This window comes from Actinobaculum suis, from assembly GCF_900102025.1.
Lineage (GTDB): Bacteria > Actinomycetota > Actinomycetes > Actinomycetales > Actinomycetaceae > Actinobaculum > Actinobaculum suis.
In genome coordinates this window covers 278,167-294,023 of sequence record NZ_FNAU01000001.1, presented here as the reverse complement: position 1 = coordinate 294,023, position 15,857 = coordinate 278,167, and the positions used below count along the sequence as shown (strand labels likewise).

The 15,857-nt window shown below is 58.7% G+C and carries 11 protein-coding genes; 8 read left to right on the top strand and 3 right to left on the bottom strand.

Annotated elements, in window-relative coordinates; all coding sequences use genetic code 11:
- Positions 1-1,974, top strand: a complete 1,974-nt coding sequence (locus tag BLT47_RS01140) for an amino acid ABC transporter ATP-binding/permease protein (protein ID WP_218122529.1) — start codon at positions 1-3, stop codon at positions 1,972-1,974.
- Positions 1,975-2,419: 445 nt separating this feature from the next.
- Positions 2,420-4,267, top strand: coding sequence for a dihydroxy-acid dehydratase (ilvD, locus tag BLT47_RS01135; RefSeq protein WP_049619865.1), 1,848 nt, complete (start codon positions 2,420-2,422; stop codon positions 4,265-4,267).
- Positions 4,268-4,307: 40 nt separating this feature from the next.
- Here the strand turns inward: ilvD and BLT47_RS01130 are convergent, their stop codons facing one another.
- Positions 4,308-5,825: a threonine/serine exporter family protein gene (locus BLT47_RS01130; RefSeq protein WP_074660811.1), complete on the bottom strand. Its 1,518-nt coding sequence runs from the start codon at positions 5,823-5,825 to the stop codon at positions 4,308-4,310.
- Positions 5,826-6,183: 358 nt separating this feature from the next.
- Between BLT47_RS01130 and BLT47_RS01125 the strand changes: the two genes are divergently transcribed.
- The 4 genes from BLT47_RS01125 (at position 6,184) to BLT47_RS01110 (ending at position 10,793) form a co-directional block, all read left to right on the top strand.
- On the top strand, positions 6,184-8,010 hold the full coding sequence (locus tag BLT47_RS01125; protein ID WP_074660808.1) for an acetolactate synthase large subunit: 1,827 nt from the start codon (positions 6,184-6,186) through the stop codon (positions 8,008-8,010).
- A 14-nt stretch (positions 8,011-8,024) separates the two neighbouring features.
- Positions 8,025-8,552: an acetolactate synthase small subunit gene (gene ilvN / locus BLT47_RS01120; RefSeq protein ID WP_049619867.1), complete on the top strand. Its 528-nt coding sequence runs from the start codon at positions 8,025-8,027 to the stop codon at positions 8,550-8,552.
- 142 nt (positions 8,553-8,694) lie between these two features.
- Positions 8,695-9,726 carry a ketol-acid reductoisomerase gene (gene ilvC, locus BLT47_RS01115; protein WP_074660805.1) on the top strand — a complete coding sequence of 344 codons (1,032 nt, stop codon included), beginning with the start codon at positions 8,695-8,697 and terminating at the stop codon, positions 9,724-9,726.
- 227 nt (positions 9,727-9,953) lie between these two features.
- Positions 9,954-10,793: a DsbA family protein gene (locus BLT47_RS01110; protein WP_074660803.1), complete on the top strand. Its 840-nt coding sequence runs from the start codon at positions 9,954-9,956 to the stop codon at positions 10,791-10,793.
- A gap of 145 nt (positions 10,794-10,938) precedes the next feature.
- On the opposite strand, the gene BLT47_RS01105 is transcribed toward BLT47_RS01110, so the two are convergent.
- Positions 10,939-12,123: a thiolase family protein gene (locus tag BLT47_RS01105; protein ID WP_074660801.1), complete on the bottom strand. Its 1,185-nt coding sequence runs from the start codon at positions 12,121-12,123 to the stop codon at positions 10,939-10,941.
- A 146-nt stretch (positions 12,124-12,269) separates the two neighbouring features.
- Between BLT47_RS01105 and BLT47_RS01100 the strand changes: the two genes are divergently transcribed.
- Both BLT47_RS01100 and BLT47_RS01095 read left to right on the top strand, forming a co-directional pair.
- On the top strand, positions 12,270-13,340 hold the full coding sequence (locus BLT47_RS01100) for a 3-isopropylmalate dehydrogenase (RefSeq protein ID WP_074660798.1): 1,071 nt from the start codon (positions 12,270-12,272) through the stop codon (positions 13,338-13,340).
- A 131-nt stretch (positions 13,341-13,471) separates the two neighbouring features.
- A complete protein-coding gene (locus BLT47_RS01095) occupies positions 13,472-14,611 on the top strand; it encodes a branched-chain amino acid aminotransferase (RefSeq protein WP_074660796.1) in 1,140 nt (379 codons plus the stop codon).
- 361 nt (positions 14,612-14,972) lie between these two features.
- Here the strand turns inward: BLT47_RS01095 and BLT47_RS09400 are convergent, their stop codons facing one another.
- Complete coding sequence (locus BLT47_RS09400; RefSeq protein WP_074660793.1) at positions 14,973-15,854, bottom strand: NINE protein; 882 nt, start codon at positions 15,852-15,854, stop codon at positions 14,973-14,975.
- Between the last annotated feature and the right edge of the window lie 3 nt (positions 15,855-15,857).

Sequence of the window (15,857 nt, the reverse complement as noted above, 5' to 3'; positions counted from 1 at the left end):
ATGAACGCGACGCATAAATCTTCAGCGCAGGCTTCAGCACAGGCTTCATCCGGCAATACGCACGCAGCCGCATCGGGCAACATGCACGCAGCCGCGCAGCCTACGGCGGCCGAGCCGGCAGCGGCGCATCCGGCAGGGCAGCCAAACACTGCCGAGTCGGCAGCGGCGCAGCCAACGCCTTCGCAACAACTATCTACCCGCCAGCTCATTGGTTGGCTCACGGGAATTACTAAACCCGTGCACGGGCCGCTGCTGATTTCCGCACTGTGCCGAGCCGTACAAATACTTGCAGACATTGCCATGTTTGCACTTGCCGGTTATGCGGCCGTGGCCGCGGTGGTCGGCGTCGTCGATCCGGAAACTGGGGCGGGAAGCACCGCCACCGGCACCGGTGACGGCAGCTTCGGGTTTTCGTGGTGGATTGTGGCAGGCATAGCAGCGTGCGCGGTTCTCAAAGCGCTTTTCCGCTACCTCGAACAGTTCACCGGCCATTACGTGGCCTTCCGCGCCCTGGAAATTTTGCGTACCTACGTGTTCTCCAAATTGTGGCCGAAAGCCCCGGCAGTTGTAATCCGGCAAAAATCTGGCGATATCCTCGCCTCACTTACCCGCGACGTAGACCGCATCGAAGTTTTTTACGCGCACACCGTAGCCCCGCTCGCGGTGGCTTACCTGCTCACTCCAGCGCTAATTATTATTGGTGGAATTACGTGCGGCTGGAAAATCCTTGCGGGCGCCGCGATCTGCCTGCTCGTATCCTTGTGTATCATTCCCTACCTGGGATTTTCCTCCAGCTTGCGCGCCACCGAGAAACTTCTCGGCGCTCGCGCGGATCTCACCCAACACGTGACGGACACTTTGTACGGCATGGACGAAGTACTTGCCTTTGCCCGCGCTGCGGAACGTGCCGAAGAAATGGATGAAATTGGTGGGCAAGTGAGCCGGCATGCCCGCCCCGCCCGATTCGCTAACGCTCAGCGCACCGGGCTCAACACGATTCTGAGCGCGGCCGGCACCATTTCCGTGCTGGCCTTGGGCGCGGGAACCGTGCCGGCGCCGTGCCTAGCCGCGCTGGCGCTCGCGGTGCTGCGCAGCTTCGAGTTGCCGCGTTCTATTGAAGAGGCGACGGCGGCTTTGGATGCTTCGCTGGCAGCGGCGCGCAGGCTTTACGACATTAGCCAAGAACCCGCCGCGGTTACCGATGGTCCCAAAGAACTGGGCGCTGGCACCGCAGAATTTCCGCAAGCCACGCCGGTTTCGGCGCGAGAAGCGGAGCTAATTACCGGTCCGGCTATCGACGTCGAAAACTTGAGCTTCACCTATGCTGGAGCGCCTGCTCCGGTTCTGCAGGACGTTACTTTGCATGTTCCGGCCGGGGGCCGGGCCGTGATTTTAGGGCGTTCCGGTTCGGGTAAATCCACGCTTTTGCATTTGTTGGTGCGCTATTTCGATCCAGAAAACGGGCAGATTTGCCTGGACGGAGAGCCGCTTACGCAGTTCACCTTGGATTCTTTGCGGCGTAATGTGGTGGAAGTTTCGCAACGCAATCAGTTGCTGGCCGGCACTATCGCAGATAATTTGCGCCTGGGCGCCCCGCAAGCCACCAGCGCGGAAATCTGGCAAGCCCTGGAAATTGCGGGTTTGGCGGCGGAAGTGCGCGAAATGCCGCAGGGCGTGGATACGAAAGTTGGCGGGCAAGGCGGGCACGGCCGGCCTACCGGGTATGCGCTATCAGGCGGCCAGGTGCAAAGGCTATCCCTGGCGCGCGCGATCTTGATGCGGCCGCGCGTATTACTTTTAGACGAGTTTGCCTCCAGCCTCAACCCGGATTTGGAAGCGCAAATTCGCGCGCAACTTGCCGAAGCTTTGCCGGGGCTGACCATTGTTGAGGTCAGCCATCGTCCCGAAGCGGCTGCCGGGGCAGATGTAGTGGCGCACATGGATCGCGGACATCTGTGCGTCACAGCGCAGTAGCGGCGCGGCCGTGTAGTAGCGATGCGCGGCGCGGCAGTGATCTAGCGACGCCGTAGCGGTAGCGCGATAGCGGTGTGGCGGCGCGGGCGGACACCGGTAGCGCGAGCGAATCGGTAGCGCGGTAGTCGTGTAATGGCGCGGGCGGACACCGGTAGCGTGAGCGCGCGTTATAAAACCCACGCGTGCGTTTAAAACCAAAACCGCGGAATTGGTGGTTACCTCGGGTGGTGAAGGTTGCGACAGAAACCGCGGAATTGGTGGTTACCTCGGGTGGTGAAGGTTGCGACAGAAACCGCGGAATTGGTAGTTGCCTCGGGTGGTAAGGGTTGCGACAGAAACCGCGGAATTGGTGGTAGCACTGGGGGAATGAATAGCATGTGGACGGCGGAGAACCTTTGCGGGCATGCCTAGTAGAGTGAGAGATTCATAAGGAGGAAAGATAAAGATGGCTCGTTTGCGTTCAGCAACATCCACCACCGGTCGCAATATGGCCGGTGCACGCGCGCTGTGGCGCGCTACTGGCATGGGATCGGAAGACTTTGGGAAACCGATTATTGCTATTGCGAACTCGTTCACGCAGTTCGTGCCCGGGCACGTACACCTGCGGAATGTGGGAAAGATTGTTGCCGATGCAATTGCGGAAGCCGGCGGCGTAGGTCGCGAATTTAATACCATCGCGGTAGACGATGGCATTGCCATGGGGCACGACGGCATGCTTTACTCCCTGCCCTCGCGGGATATCATCGCCGATTCCATCGAATACATGGTCAACGCCCATACCGCAGACGCCCTCGTTTGCATCTCGAACTGCGACAAGATCACTCCCGGTATGTTGCTTGCAGCCATGCGGCTCAATATCCCCACCGTTTTCGTTTCCGGGGGCCCGATGGAATCGGGAGAGCCGGTAAGCGGCGTCGTCAATCACAACATCGACCTTATTGATGCTATGACGGGCTCGGCTGATGATTCCATTTCCGATGATGAGCTGGCACGCATTGAAGAAAGTGCGTGCCCCACTTGCGGTTCGTGTTCGGGCATGTTTACCGCTAATTCTATGAACTGTTTGACGGAAGCTCTCGGCCTATCCTTGCCGGGCAACGGTTCTACCCTGGCAACGGCCACACGCCGCCGCGACCTTTTCGTGGAAGCCGGGCACCTGGTCGTGAAACTGGCGAAACGTTACTACGATGACGACGACGCCTCCGTGCTCCCGCGTTCTATCGCCACCAAGGATGCTTTCAAGAACGCGATGGCCATGGATATTGCCATGGGTGGATCCACGAATACAGTGCTCCACATTTTGGCTACCGCGCAGGAAGGCGGGGTAGATTTCACGCTCGCTGATATTGACGAGCTTTCCCGGCACACCCCCTGCATGGTGAAAGTAGCGCCAAACTCTACCGAATTCCATATTGAAGATTTCCACCGGGCAGGCGGAATCCCGGCACTGCTCGGCGAAATGTATCGGGCCGGATTGCTGATAGATACAGTGCACTCCGTGCATTCCGACGACCTGGAGAGCTGGCTGGAAAAGTGGGATATTCGCGGGCCGAATCCCTCCCCGGAAGCGATTGATCGTTTCAGTGCCGCACCGGGCCGGGTGCGGACCACCAAAGCCTTCTCCCAAGATGTCACTTGGGAAACGCTCGATAAAGATTCTGAGCAAGGTTGCATCCGTTCAGTCGAACATGCCTACACGGCAGATGGCGGACTGTGCGTGCTACGCGGCAACCTAGCCCCGGATGGTGCCGTCGTAAAAACTGCCGGTGTGGACGAATCGCTCTTCCACTTTGAAGGCCCGGCACGCGTCGTCGAATCTCAAGAAGACGCCGTGCACCTGATCCTTTCCAAGCAGGTGAACCCGGGAGACGTAGTAGTAATCCGCTACGAAGGTCCGCGCGGCGGGCCCGGCATGCAAGAAATGCTCTACCCGACTTCCTTCCTCAAGGGCTTAGGGCTGGGCAAAGTCTGCGGGCTGATCACCGACGGACGTTTCTCCGGCGGTACCTCTGGCCTGTCCATCGGCCACATTTCGCCCGAAGCGGCCGCAGGAGGCGCAATCGGCTTGGTCGAAGAAGGCGATACGATCATTATCGATATCCCGAAGCGGGAACTGCGCGTCGATGTTTCAGACGAAGAACTTGCCCGCCGCCGCGCCGCCATGGGCCCGGCGCCCTGGAAACCGAAGGAAGAACGGCCACGCAAGGTCTCCAAGGCCCTGCGCGCCTACGCCGCCCTGACCACTTCCGCCGACCGCGGCGGGGTACGCGTGGTTGACGGCTCGGTCTTCTAACCGGTGCTAACTTCTAACCGGTGCTAACTTCTAACCGGCGCTAAGCATTTTTGCAGCGGGGCCCGCCTGACGAATCAGGAGCGGTTACATCTGCTTCCGATTCGGGTGCGGGCCCCGCATTATCTTGCGCATTGTGCGCGGTGTTTGCCCGGCTTGCCGCGGCGCGCCTACCGGGCACCCCACTCGCATTGCAGGCACGCACATGCGCGAGCACGGCCGGGGTGAGCGTGGTACGCGAATCTCCCAAAGGCCCGACCAGCGAATGCGGCGGTTCCATCAACCAGGTGCGATCCGTGAACATCCGCGCCGCCGCCAAACCCACGCCTATCGCCCCAATCGCCAGCAGCTCCTGCACCCAACTGCTGAGCGCCGCCACCGTGTTCCCATCTACCAGGTCGCGCGTGGCACGCATAATCGCCGTCCCCGGAATCATCACGACGACGGACGGCACCGAAAGCGAAACCCGGGAATGCCGCGTACGCAAGGAAAGCGCATGCGCAAACAGCCCCGCCGCCAAAGCCGCGATCAAACACGCAAACGCGGGCATCACTCCGGCGTCTTGCGCATATAAACGCACCGGATTTATGAGCGCCGCATTCAGCCCCGCTAAGGCAGAAGCAGCCGGATTTGCCTGGAACAACATGGCAAAACCGAAGCTGGCCACAAAAGTTGCGCCAAACCGCGCTGCCCATAACACCCCGCCCGGCAACTCATAGCCGCTCGTGGCCGCCGTCTCCCAGGAAAACAACGTGACAATCGACCACACCGCCGTGGCCGCTGCCAACAACAAAATAGAAACATACGTGACCCGGGTAAGCCCGGCCGTAAAATCAGCGCGCAATAAATCCAGGAGCGCCGTGACCAACGGAAACCCCGGAATTAGGAACAAAATCGAAGAAACCACGCCGGCCTGGTGGGCGGCACTAATCCACCCGAAATGCACGCCACACGCCACCAAACCCACATAAATACCGCAAGATAGCAGGCCGCATAAGAACCACACGCCAAAGGTATTCCACAACCGGCGCATTAAGGTCGAACGCAAAAACTGGCCGGCCGCAGCCGCGAAAAATACCGTCGAACATTCCACGATCCCGCCGCGGTTCAAGAAACAAAAACAGGCACACGCAAAACCGGTAATGAGCATGAGCAAGGCCCGGCCATAGCGCGGGGGAGAGGCCGAAACCTGATCTATATAGGCATTGGCATCCTCCACCAAAATGGCCGGTGGCAAACTATTCACCCAGTTCACCAAAGTATCTATGCGTTCCGCATTCGTACCCATGGCACGCTGCTCGGCCGTCTCGGTACGGAAAGTCCCACCCGCATAACAGGTGAGCGTAATCTCCGTGAAAGTAACTGCCGCATGCGTATCTTCAATACCGAGCGCCACGGCCAATTGCTGCATCGCGTGCTTCACCCGATAAGCAGAAGCCCCGGCCGCCAAAAGCAACATGCCAAGCCGTAAAACCGCCCGGGACTGATGAGCCAGCCGGGCGCTACGGACCACATGATGGGCGGTAGGGTAGCTCCCATTCGTATTTTCAGGTTCCGGCATTGTTTCCACGCTAACCATGGTAGACCTGCCAGCACGGCGGATGGAGCAGTCAAATAAGCCCGTGGTCAATTCCGCGCGGCCCAGCCGTGGCCAAATAGTGAGACGAAAACGCATTTTGGTTGCGCGGGCGGGCCCCTGAGGTATTCTCAAGCCATGGCGAATATTTTCGTACTCGTAATTAGCTAGCGCGTAGGCACCGTTTCCGGCACCCTGCGCGCTCCCCTCACATGTGAGGGGATTTTTTGTGTAACGGGAACCGGAATATTCGAAACGGCGGCCGCCTAGCGTTAGGAGCGCGTGCGAATAGAGGATGACGCTACGGCGTCGCACCTCATAACCAAGCTCTGAAGGAGGAGGAATGGCCAAACACACCCCGGCCGATGCCGCGCACGCAACGGCACGCGAGAAAAGCAGTGAGAATGCGCGCGAAAAAATGACGGGAGCGCAGGCGATCGTACGCTCGCTCGAAAAACTCGATGTGGATGTCATTTTTGGTCTTCCCGGTGGCGCAATCTTGCCCACCTACGACCCCCTATATGACACCAAAAAAATGCGGCACATCCTAGTGCGGCACGAACAAGGAGGCGGGCACGCAGCCGAAGGATACGCCCTCGCCACTGGAAGAGTCGGAGTGGTAATGGCCACTTCCGGGCCCGGTGCTACAAACCTAGTAACCACGCTCCTGGACGCCATGCTCGATTCGGTACCCCTCGTGGCGATTACCGGGCAGGTAGGAGCCGGCGCAATCGGCACCGATGCCTTCCAGGAAGCCGATATCGTTGGGGCTTCCATGCCGATGGTCAAACACTCCTACTTGATCACGGATGCCAATGATATTCCCCGGGCGCTCGCGGAAGCCTTCTACATTGCTTCCACCGGCCGGCCCGGCCCGGTGCTCGTAGACGTCACCAAGTCTGCACAAACCCAAGAAATTGAATTCGAATGGCCACCCACTTTCGATCTTCCCGGCTACCGCCCGGTTACCACGCCGAATGCGCGGCAGGTTCGCGCCGCTGCCAAACTCATGACGGAAGCTACCAAGCCCGTGCTTTATGTGGGCGGGGGAACGATCCGTGCCGATGTTTCTGACGACGTCGTCGAACTTTCGGAACTACTTAACGCACCTGTGGTTACCACGCTTCCAGCCCGCGGCGCAGTACCCGATTCGCACCCGAATAACCTGGGGATGCCGGGTATGCACGGCACCGTGCCAGCGGTAGCAGCCATGCAAAAAGCGGATCTGCTCATTACCCTGGGCGCCCGTTTTGATGATCGCGTTACCGGCGCGCTGGACGGTTTTGCTCCGGAAGCGAAGATTATTCATGTAGATATAGATCCGGCAGAGATCTCTAAGAACCGTTTCGCGGACGTGCCGATCGTGGGCAGTTTGGAAGAAACCGTGCCCGCCCTCGTGGCCGAATGCAAGAAGGAAATTGCGAAGCACGGGCAGGCAGACCGCGCCGAATGGTGGCAGTATCTCAACAAGATTCGCGAAACCTATCCCACCGGTTACGAAAAGACTGCGGACGGGTTGATCAACCCGCAGTACGTAATCGAACGGCTGGGGCAGGTTGTGGGTAGCGATGACGTTATCTGGGTAACCGGCGTGGGCCAGCACCAAATGTGGGCCGCGCAATTCCTGCAGTTTGAGCATCCCCACCAGTGGCTCTCTTCGTGCGGGGCCGGCACTATGGGATACGGCATTCCGGCGGGAATGGGCGCGAAGGTTGGCCAACCCGAAAAAACTGTGTGGGTGATCGACGGCGATGGTTCCTTCCAAATGACCAATCAAGAGCTGGCCACCTGCCGGCTGGAAGGGATCAATATCAAGGTCGCGCTGATCAACAATTCTTCGCTCGGTATGGTGCGCCAGTGGCAAACCCTCTTCTACGAGGAACGCTATTCGCACACCGACCTACACACCGGAGACGGCACCGTCCACATCCCCGATTTCGTGAAACTCTCCGAGGCCTATGATTGCGCCAGCTGGCGAGTAGAAAAGGCCGAAGACGTAGACGCCGCGATTACCAAGGCCATGGAAATCAACGACCGCCCGGTGGTGATCGATTTCGTGACCTCTCCGGATGCCCAAGTGTGGCCGATGGTCGCAGCCGGGGTTTCCAATGACGAGATTATGTACGCACATGATCTGCGCCCGCAGCTCGATGAAGATACGCAAGCCTGAAAGGAGCGAAAATAATGTCATCTCGCCATACTCTTTCAGTCCTCGTGGAAAATAAGCCTGGTGTGCTCACCCGCGTGAGCGGGCTCTTTTCCCGCCGGGGCTTCAATATTGCATCGCTTGCGGTAGGAGTGACGGAAAACCCCGCCATTTCCCGCATTACACTGGTTGTGGACGGGGATGAAGCCCCCCTCGAACAACTCACCAAACAGCTCAACAAGCTGATCAACGTGATCAAAATTGTGGAACTCGAATCGGAAACCTCGGTAGAGCGCAAACTCATGCTCGTCAAGGTGGCCGCTACCGACGCCAACCGCACCAACGTGTTGCAGGTAGTCGAACTCTTCCGGGTGCATGTGGTGGATATGGTGCCCGACGCCGTTACCATCGAGGCCACCGGATCAGATTCGAAACTCGAAGCTCTACTCATTGCTCTCGAGCCCTACGGGATCAAAGAAATTGTGCAGTCGGGCACGGTAGGCCTACAACGCGGAGCCCGTTCGCTTTCCGAACGCGTGACTCACGAACTGCAACTGGGTAAATAAAAAGGAACTCGGCCCGTGCCAGCGCTCGCGCCGCGGGCCGAGCAGATAACAATATGCGCTGGTTCATTCGGTGAACAACTATCTTGTGTCGAAGCAAAACCGCGTAATCTTAGAGACGTAGCCGAACGTAGTAAAGGAGACTATTGTGGCAGAAATTTTTCATGACGACGATGCTAACCTCGCGCTCATCCAGGGCAAGAAGGTAGCGATCATTGGGTACGGCTCCCAGGGGCACGCCCATGCGCTCAACCTGCGCGATTCCGGGGTTGAAGTAGTAGTAGGCCTGCGCGATGGTTCCAAGTCCATTGCCCGTGCTACCGAGCAGGGTCTCACCGTAAAGCCGGTAGGCGAGGCGGTAAAGGATGCCGACGTCGTGATGATTCTGACCCCGGACCAGTCACAACGCAAGGTCTGGGCAGAAGAAATCGAGCCGAATATTAAGAGCGATGCTGCAGTCTTCTTCGCGCACGGCTTCAATATCCACTACGGGTATATCAAACCGGATGCCCAGCACGACATCATCATGGTGGCTCCGAAGGGCCCGGGCCACACCGTGCGCCGCGAATACGAAGCGGGCCGGGGCGTACCGGTACTCGTCTGCGTAGAACAAGATGCTTCCGGCCAGGCGTGGGATCTCGGCCTTTCCTACGCGAAGGCGATTGGTGGTACCCGTGCAGGTGCGATCAAGACCAGCTTCCGGGAAGAAACCGAAACCGATCTCTTCGGTGAACAGGCCGTACTGTGCGGCGGTTTGACCGCCCTGATTTCGGCCGGTTTCAAGACCCTCGTGGAAGCTGGCTACCAGCCGGAAATGGCCTACTTTGAGGTTTGCCACGAAATGAAGCTCATCGTGGATCTGATCTACGAAGGCGGGCTGTCGAAGATGCGCTGGTCTATTTCGGACACCGCCGAATACGGCGATTACGTTTCCGGGCCGCGCGTAATCGGCGCGGAAGCCGAAGCGGGCATGAAGGCGATCCTCGAAGATATCCAGAACGGTGCTTTCGCCAAGCGCTTCATTGATGACCAAGATGCGGGCGCACCGGAATTCAAGGAAATGCGTGCCGAGCACGAACAAGCGCCGATTGAAAAGACCGGCCAGCAAATCCGTTCTCTCTTCGCCTGGAACACCCAGGTAGATGAGGACTACCAGGAAGGCCATGTAGGCCGCTAAAACTGGTAGCCGGCAGGTCTGCGCTGCCAAACAGGCGCGCACGCAGCCGGGGCGCTAGCTGGAGGGTTACCAACCGCGCAAGTGGCAATTTGCGGCCGGGAAGGTAACACTAAAACCGAGCGGGGCAATGCGGACACCAACCGCATTGCCCCGCTTCGCACTCCTTTTCAGCTTTTCCCGCTATGATCCCGGTGAGAAATGCCGATTGGCGAAAAGAGGATAAGCTCGTGAGAAAGACTAAGATCACCGCTTTGGCGACTATTGCAGGCCTAAGTTTGAGCCTCACCGGATGCGCGGATACCACGCGTGCCGGCCTGCAAGAAGCAAGCCCGGCCGCTAGTGCCACGGCCGCGGCAACGCCGGCGGCTGGAGAAACACAAACGCCTGCCAGTACCGAACCGGTGCTCATACCGAAAGAAAGAACGGCTTTGGCCGGCGTCGAAATGCCTGCCAATATGGACGAATACGGGGGCATTTCCTTCGGTAAAGATCTGGTGGCGGGCACCAAGAATGAAGGCAAGCCGGTAGTAACCATTTATTCGGATCCGTGGTGCCCGTACTGCGTACTCCTGCTCGACAAGTACGGGGAACGGCTCACGGAAATGACGAAGGCCGAGCAAATCACCCTGGTGGTGCAGCCAAATCTGCGTTTTGCCGAATACCAGTTCTCGCCGGTGGCAGAGCAAGCCGAACTGTGGATGGCCGCCAATCAGCCCGATAAGTATTTCGATTACCACACCCGTTTGTACCACGACGTAAGCATGCCGTTCGCGGTGCACGATGGCGAACCAATTCCGCGCGATAAGCGCGACGAACCGGCGGTATCCCGCGTCTACGAACTGGCCAGCACGGTAGGGGTAAGCGATGCGGATATAGAAAAAATGAAGTCCGACCTAGCTTCCAATCCGTACCGCTCGCTCCTCGAACAGTTGCGGCAACGTTTCCTCGACGACGGTTTCAAATACGTGCCGACCATCCTCGTGGACGGCCTGCACCTCGAAAACTATAAGGACGGAAAGTTCGATACCGTACTCGATGAAATTGCCGCCGGCACCTGGAAGAAATAGTCTCCAGCAGAGACAGTGGATAGCTAAGTGCCTGGTAGCGCGGCTCGGTAGCGCGGCCGCCACCGAACGCGTGCCCCGGCGCGGGAGAAAAAAACCCGCGCCGGGGCACGCGCCGCGTAGAAAATTTCGCGCCACGCAGCAGGTGTTAGAGCGCGCGGAAGATGGCGGCCACGGCTTGGCCGCCGCCAATGCACAAAGTGACGAGCGAATGTTCGATCCCGCGTTCCTGCTGATTTTTTAGAGCGCGCAGGGAAATGATCGCGCCGGATGCTCCTACCGGGTGACCGAGCGAAATCGCCCCGCCCAGCGGGTTAGTCAGTTCGGGGTCCAGGCCGGCGTCGCGAATCACGGCCACTGCCTGGGCCGCGAAAGCCTCATTGAGCTCAATCCAGCCAATTTCGGCCAGCGTGAGCCCAGCGCGCCGCAACACCTTTTCGATCGCATAGCGCGGCGCGTAACCCATAAGTTCAGGGGAGTTCCCCACGGCACTAAAGGCCACGAGTTCACCCAGCGGGTGCAGGCCGCGCGCCCGCGCTTCGGAAGCTCGCATCAGAACGAGCATGGCCGCGCCGTCGTTAATTCCGGAAGAATTCCCGGCCGTCACCGTCCCGTTTTCTTGAAAAACCGGGCGCAGCTTCGCAAGTTTTTCAACAGTAACGCCGGCGCGCGGTTGTTCTTCGGTCCGCAAAGTTTCGGTGCCGTGGCGAGTTTCCTTCGTGAAGGGCACACGTTCCTTATCAAAAGCACCCGCGGCCAGGGCGGCCTGCGTACGCGTCTGGGACTGGCACGCGAATTCATCTTGCGCGGCGCGGCTAATGCCATACTTTTCGGCCACGCGTTCGGCGGTCACGCCCATCGCTTGCCCGCTAAACGGGTCGCTAATCAGCGCTTGCGTACCATTGACTAGCCGCCGATCAGCAAGGGAACGGGCGGTCGCGCCCCCAAAGTCCATATACGGTTGCCGGGTCATATTTTCAGAACCACCGGCGACTACGACGTCCGCCTGGCCGAGCCGGATTTCGGCCGCGGCCGTCCAAATGGCCTGCAGGCCCGAACCGCACACCCGATTGACGGTCTGCGCCGTCGTCGTTACCGGGGCACCGGCACCCAAAGCGATAGCGCGGGAAATGTAAGCATCCGGGCCGGTCTGGCCCACGCATCCGACCACGAACTCGTCCACATCCGTGGCGCTCACGCCCGCGCGCCGTAAAGCCTCCCGCGCGGCAGCTGCGCCCATCTCGCTATTGGGGACATCTGCATAAAAGCCCCCAAAAGTTCCAGTGGGCACACGTGCCCCATCCACAATGACCACGCGGGAATCTTCGGCCATCCTCACTCCTTTGCAAACTAAGCGCTCATTCTAAACCTGCCCTCAGCCGCGCGGGGTGCCCTGACTCATAAACCGCGGAACTGGCGAATGGTCACATGCTGAGAGTCCGCGGGACCGATGGGCGGTTATGGCATAAAGTCAGAAATATGCGTACGTCGATTGATCTTGCGGTTATTCACGGTGATGGAATCGGGCCGGAAATTGTGCCGGAGGGGATAAAGGCTTTGCGGGCGGTGCTCGCGGGGTCGAATATTTCCTTGCAGACCACGCCTTATGAGCTCGGTGCGGATCATTACCGGAAAACCGGCCAAACTTTGGAACCAGAAACTTTAGCGCGGTTGCGGGATCATGATGCGATTTTGCTGGGGGCGATCGGGGATCCAGCGGTGCCCTCCGGAGTTTTGGAACGCGGAATTTTACTCAAACTCCGTTTCGCTTTCGACCATTATGTGAACTTGCGGCCCAACCGGTACTACCCGGGAGTGGAAACCCCGCTCGCTAATCCCGGAAATATTGATTTCTTGGTGGTGCGGGAAGGCACGGAAGGCCTGTACTCAGGTAATGGCGGGATTACGCATAAGGATTCTCCGTTGGAGGTGGCCACCGAAGTTTCGGTGAATACCGGGCAGGGCACAGAACGGCTAGTACGCTACGCTTTCGAGTTGGCGAACCAGCGCCCGCGCAAGCATCTCACCTGGGTGCATAAAGAGAATGTGCTTGTACATGCCGGCAATTTGTGGCGGCGCAAAGTTGAGCTCGTAGCCCCCGAATATCCCGAGGTCACCACGGAATATATGCATGCCGATGCGGCGACGATTTATTTGGTGAGCGATCCGGCACGTTTTGATGTGCTCGCTACTGATAATCTATTTGGCGATATTTTGACCGATGAAGCCGGTGCCGTAACCGGCGGAGTTGGCCTTGCCGCCTCAGGAAACATCAATCCTGAAGGCCAATACCCTTCGATGTTTGAGCCGATCCATGGTTCTGCACCGGATATTGCGGGGAAACAATTGGCTGATCCGACCGCCACCATCGCGTCGGTTTCCCTCTTGCTCCAGCATCTGGGGCTCAGCCAGTACGCGCAGCAAGTCGACGCCGCTATCGAGGCAGATATGGCCGCGCGCGCACAAGCAGTAACCGCCGGCACTCCACTGCGCCGGAGCACCGCCGAGATTGGGGATGCGATAGCGGAGCGGATTCTCGCCGCCGCCTAACAATGCGCGACGGCGCCGCAGCCCGCGAAGCGTTCCGCAGCGCTGCCACATGCGGCCGTGGCTACCTGTGGCTCGGGAACTGCGTAAAATTTTGACTTATTGGGAAAACGAACGAAGAAGTGAACATGAGTATGCCAACTAATCCGGAAGAATTGGAGCTAGCGGGAAGCGCTCCACAGCCGAGCGCTGATGCGGTAGCAGGACGATTTGCCCTGCACCCCAATCCGCAGGCGGCGAGCACGGCAGAAGTAAAAGAAATTCTTTCAAATCCCGGGTTCGGCGTACACTTCACCGATCACATGGCACGGGCTACATGGACTCAGGAAAAGGGATGGCACGATAAGCAGATCGTGCCTTACGGCCCGCTGTCTTTGGATCCGGCTGGTGCCGTACTCCACTACGGTCAAGAAGTTTTCGAAGGTTTGAAGGCCTATAAGCACGCTGATGGTTCGCTGTGGTCTTTCCGCCCGGCTTATAACGGTGCCCGTTTGAATTTCTCTAGCCACCGCTTGGCAATCCCGGCCTTACCGATGGAAGATTTCCTGGGTTCGGTAGTGGATTTGGTGCGGGAAGATGCCCGGTGGGTGCCTGAAGAAGAAGGTGCTTCGCTGTATTTGCGGCCCTATATTTTCGCTTCGGAAGCGTTCTTGGGGGTGCGGGCCGCTACCCGCTATGAGTACTTGTGTATTGCCAGCCCGGCCGGCCCCTACTTCGAGCATGGTTTCCAGCCCATCAACGTGTGGGTGGAACAGAAATATCATCGCGCTGGCCCGGGTGGCATGGGCGAGGTGAAGACCGGTGGTAACTATGCGGCCTCGCTATTGCCGAAGATGCATGCGGCGGAAGAGAACTATGACGAAGTGCTGTTCCTGGACGCGGCCACGAATAAGAATCTGGATGAGTTTGGCGGGATGAACGTGTTTGTTGTGTATGCCGATGGGCGCGTGCGCACGCCGCGGCTCACAGGCAATATTTTGCCTGGTAATACACGTTCTAGCATTATCCAGTTGTTGCAGCGCGACGGCGTTGACGTGGCAGAGGCAACTCTGCCTTTGGCTGATATTTTGGCTGGTATTGAATCCGGGGAGGTCACGGAAATGTTCGCCTGTGGGACGGCCGCGGTAGTTACCGCGGTGGGTTCGCTTACGGGCGAGGATTTCCAGGCGAAGTTACCCAGCCACGAAGTGGCGCAAAGTATCTACGATGAGCTAACCGGGATCCAGGCTGGAACTGCGGAAGATACTTTCGGATGGATGTACCGGATCGCCTAGCAACATAGCTTCTAGCGCCATAGCTTAAATATATGCAGGCCGCTGGGGAAGAACCTCAAAACCTTAGGTTCTTCCCCAGCGGCCTGCGGCGTCGTTAGTTGGGAACACGCGGGCACGGACTGTGATGCGCAGGTGTTAGCTGGAATGCTTGCCAAAACGGCTAGCCGTGCGATTGGCCAACCTTGCGGTTTCCGGGCCTGTGCAGTTGGCCAGCCTTCGCGCTTAGCTGGCTGGCCTGATTGGCTAGCTGGGGTTACTAGCTAGCTGGCCGGTGTGCTTGGCTGGTTGGGGTTACTAGCTAGCTGGCCGGAGTGCTTGACTGGTTACTTCCGGTGTGCGCATTAGCTGGCTGCCTTGTGGCTTACCTGAATTGGCCCGGGAAGGGGCCGAAGTTGCCCGGATTGCCATATCCAAAGGACTGGTTGAGTTTTGCTTGCATTTCTTCGTTGAGCTTGCGGCACCAGGAGGGGATGAGGAAGGCACTAACGATTAGCACGAGCCAGGCGACGATATACACCCAGATAGAAATAAGCGGGAGCACGCCGAAGTTACCGCTGCTACCTAGCTCGATATAGGTCGGTAAATCAAGTATGAGACCCGACTGGGCATATTTCGCAAACGTAAAGAATAGACAAACAAAGTAGAACACGCTCGAAAAGACATGGAAAATGCCAAGGCTTTTCCGGCGCAGGTAGAAGGCGTGACCACCCACTCCGCCCAGGAAGAACCACAACAGGTAGGAAACCGTCAAAGATTTCGGCCTGTAATTAGCCATGGCCTCTACCTGCTGTGCAGCTTGATACTGAGCTTGCCGGACGCGTTCCTCGTAGCTCGGTTCATAGGGTGTGGCATAGGCCTGCGGGCCGGATCCTGCGCCATAAGCGCTAGCATCATAGCCCGGCGTGCCGTAGTCCGGTGTGCCGTAGCCCGGTGTGCCGTGGGCGGACGTGCCGTGGCCGTAACCGGATGCGCTGTAACCGGGCGTGCTGTAATTAGACGCTCCGTAACCGGACGCGGCCGTTCCCGCATCCGCAGGTGCACCTGCACCGGAGGCAGTAGCTCCGGAGGCGGAAGCCGCAGTGTGGTCAGCCGTTTCGCTGGGAGGTGTGGCTCCTGAGTTGGCGGAGCCAGCGGTCGCGTCAGAAACCTGGTTCGTATCGAAAACAGAACCCGAATACGAGGTTTCGCCGCTTTCGGTACTTTTATCGCGACGATCGTCTTGGCCGCTAGGATTGGTAGTCATCTT

What these genes read in the sequence shown, in the direction of transcription:
- ilvN (WP_049619867.1), top strand. Translation starts at nt 8,025, where the DNA reads ATGTCATCTCGCCATACTCTTTCAGTCCTCGTGGAAAATAAGCCTGGT.
- ilvD (WP_049619865.1), top strand. Translation starts at nt 2,420, where the DNA reads ATGGCTCGTTTGCGTTCAGCAACATCCACCACCGGTCGCAATATGGCC.
- BLT47_RS01095 (WP_074660796.1), top strand. Translation starts at nt 13,472, where the DNA reads ATGCCAACTAATCCGGAAGAATTGGAGCTAGCGGGAAGCGCTCCACAG.
- BLT47_RS01100 (WP_074660798.1), top strand. Translation starts at nt 12,270, where the DNA reads ATGCGTACGTCGATTGATCTTGCGGTTATTCACGGTGATGGAATCGGG.
- BLT47_RS01125 (WP_074660808.1), top strand. Translation starts at nt 6,184, where the DNA reads ATGGCCAAACACACCCCGGCCGATGCCGCGCACGCAACGGCACGCGAG.
- BLT47_RS01105 (WP_074660801.1), bottom strand. Translation starts at nt 12,123, where the DNA reads ATGGCCGAAGATTCCCGCGTGGTCATTGTGGATGGGGCACGTGTGCCC.
- BLT47_RS01130 (WP_074660811.1), bottom strand. Translation starts at nt 5,825, where the DNA reads ATGCCGGAACCTGAAAATACGAATGGGAGCTACCCTACCGCCCATCAT.
- BLT47_RS09400 (WP_074660793.1), bottom strand. Translation starts at nt 15,854, where the DNA reads ATGACTACCAATCCTAGCGGCCAAGACGATCGTCGCGATAAAAGTACC.
- BLT47_RS01140 (WP_218122529.1), top strand. Translation starts at nt 1, where the DNA reads ATGAACGCGACGCATAAATCTTCAGCGCAGGCTTCAGCACAGGCTTCA.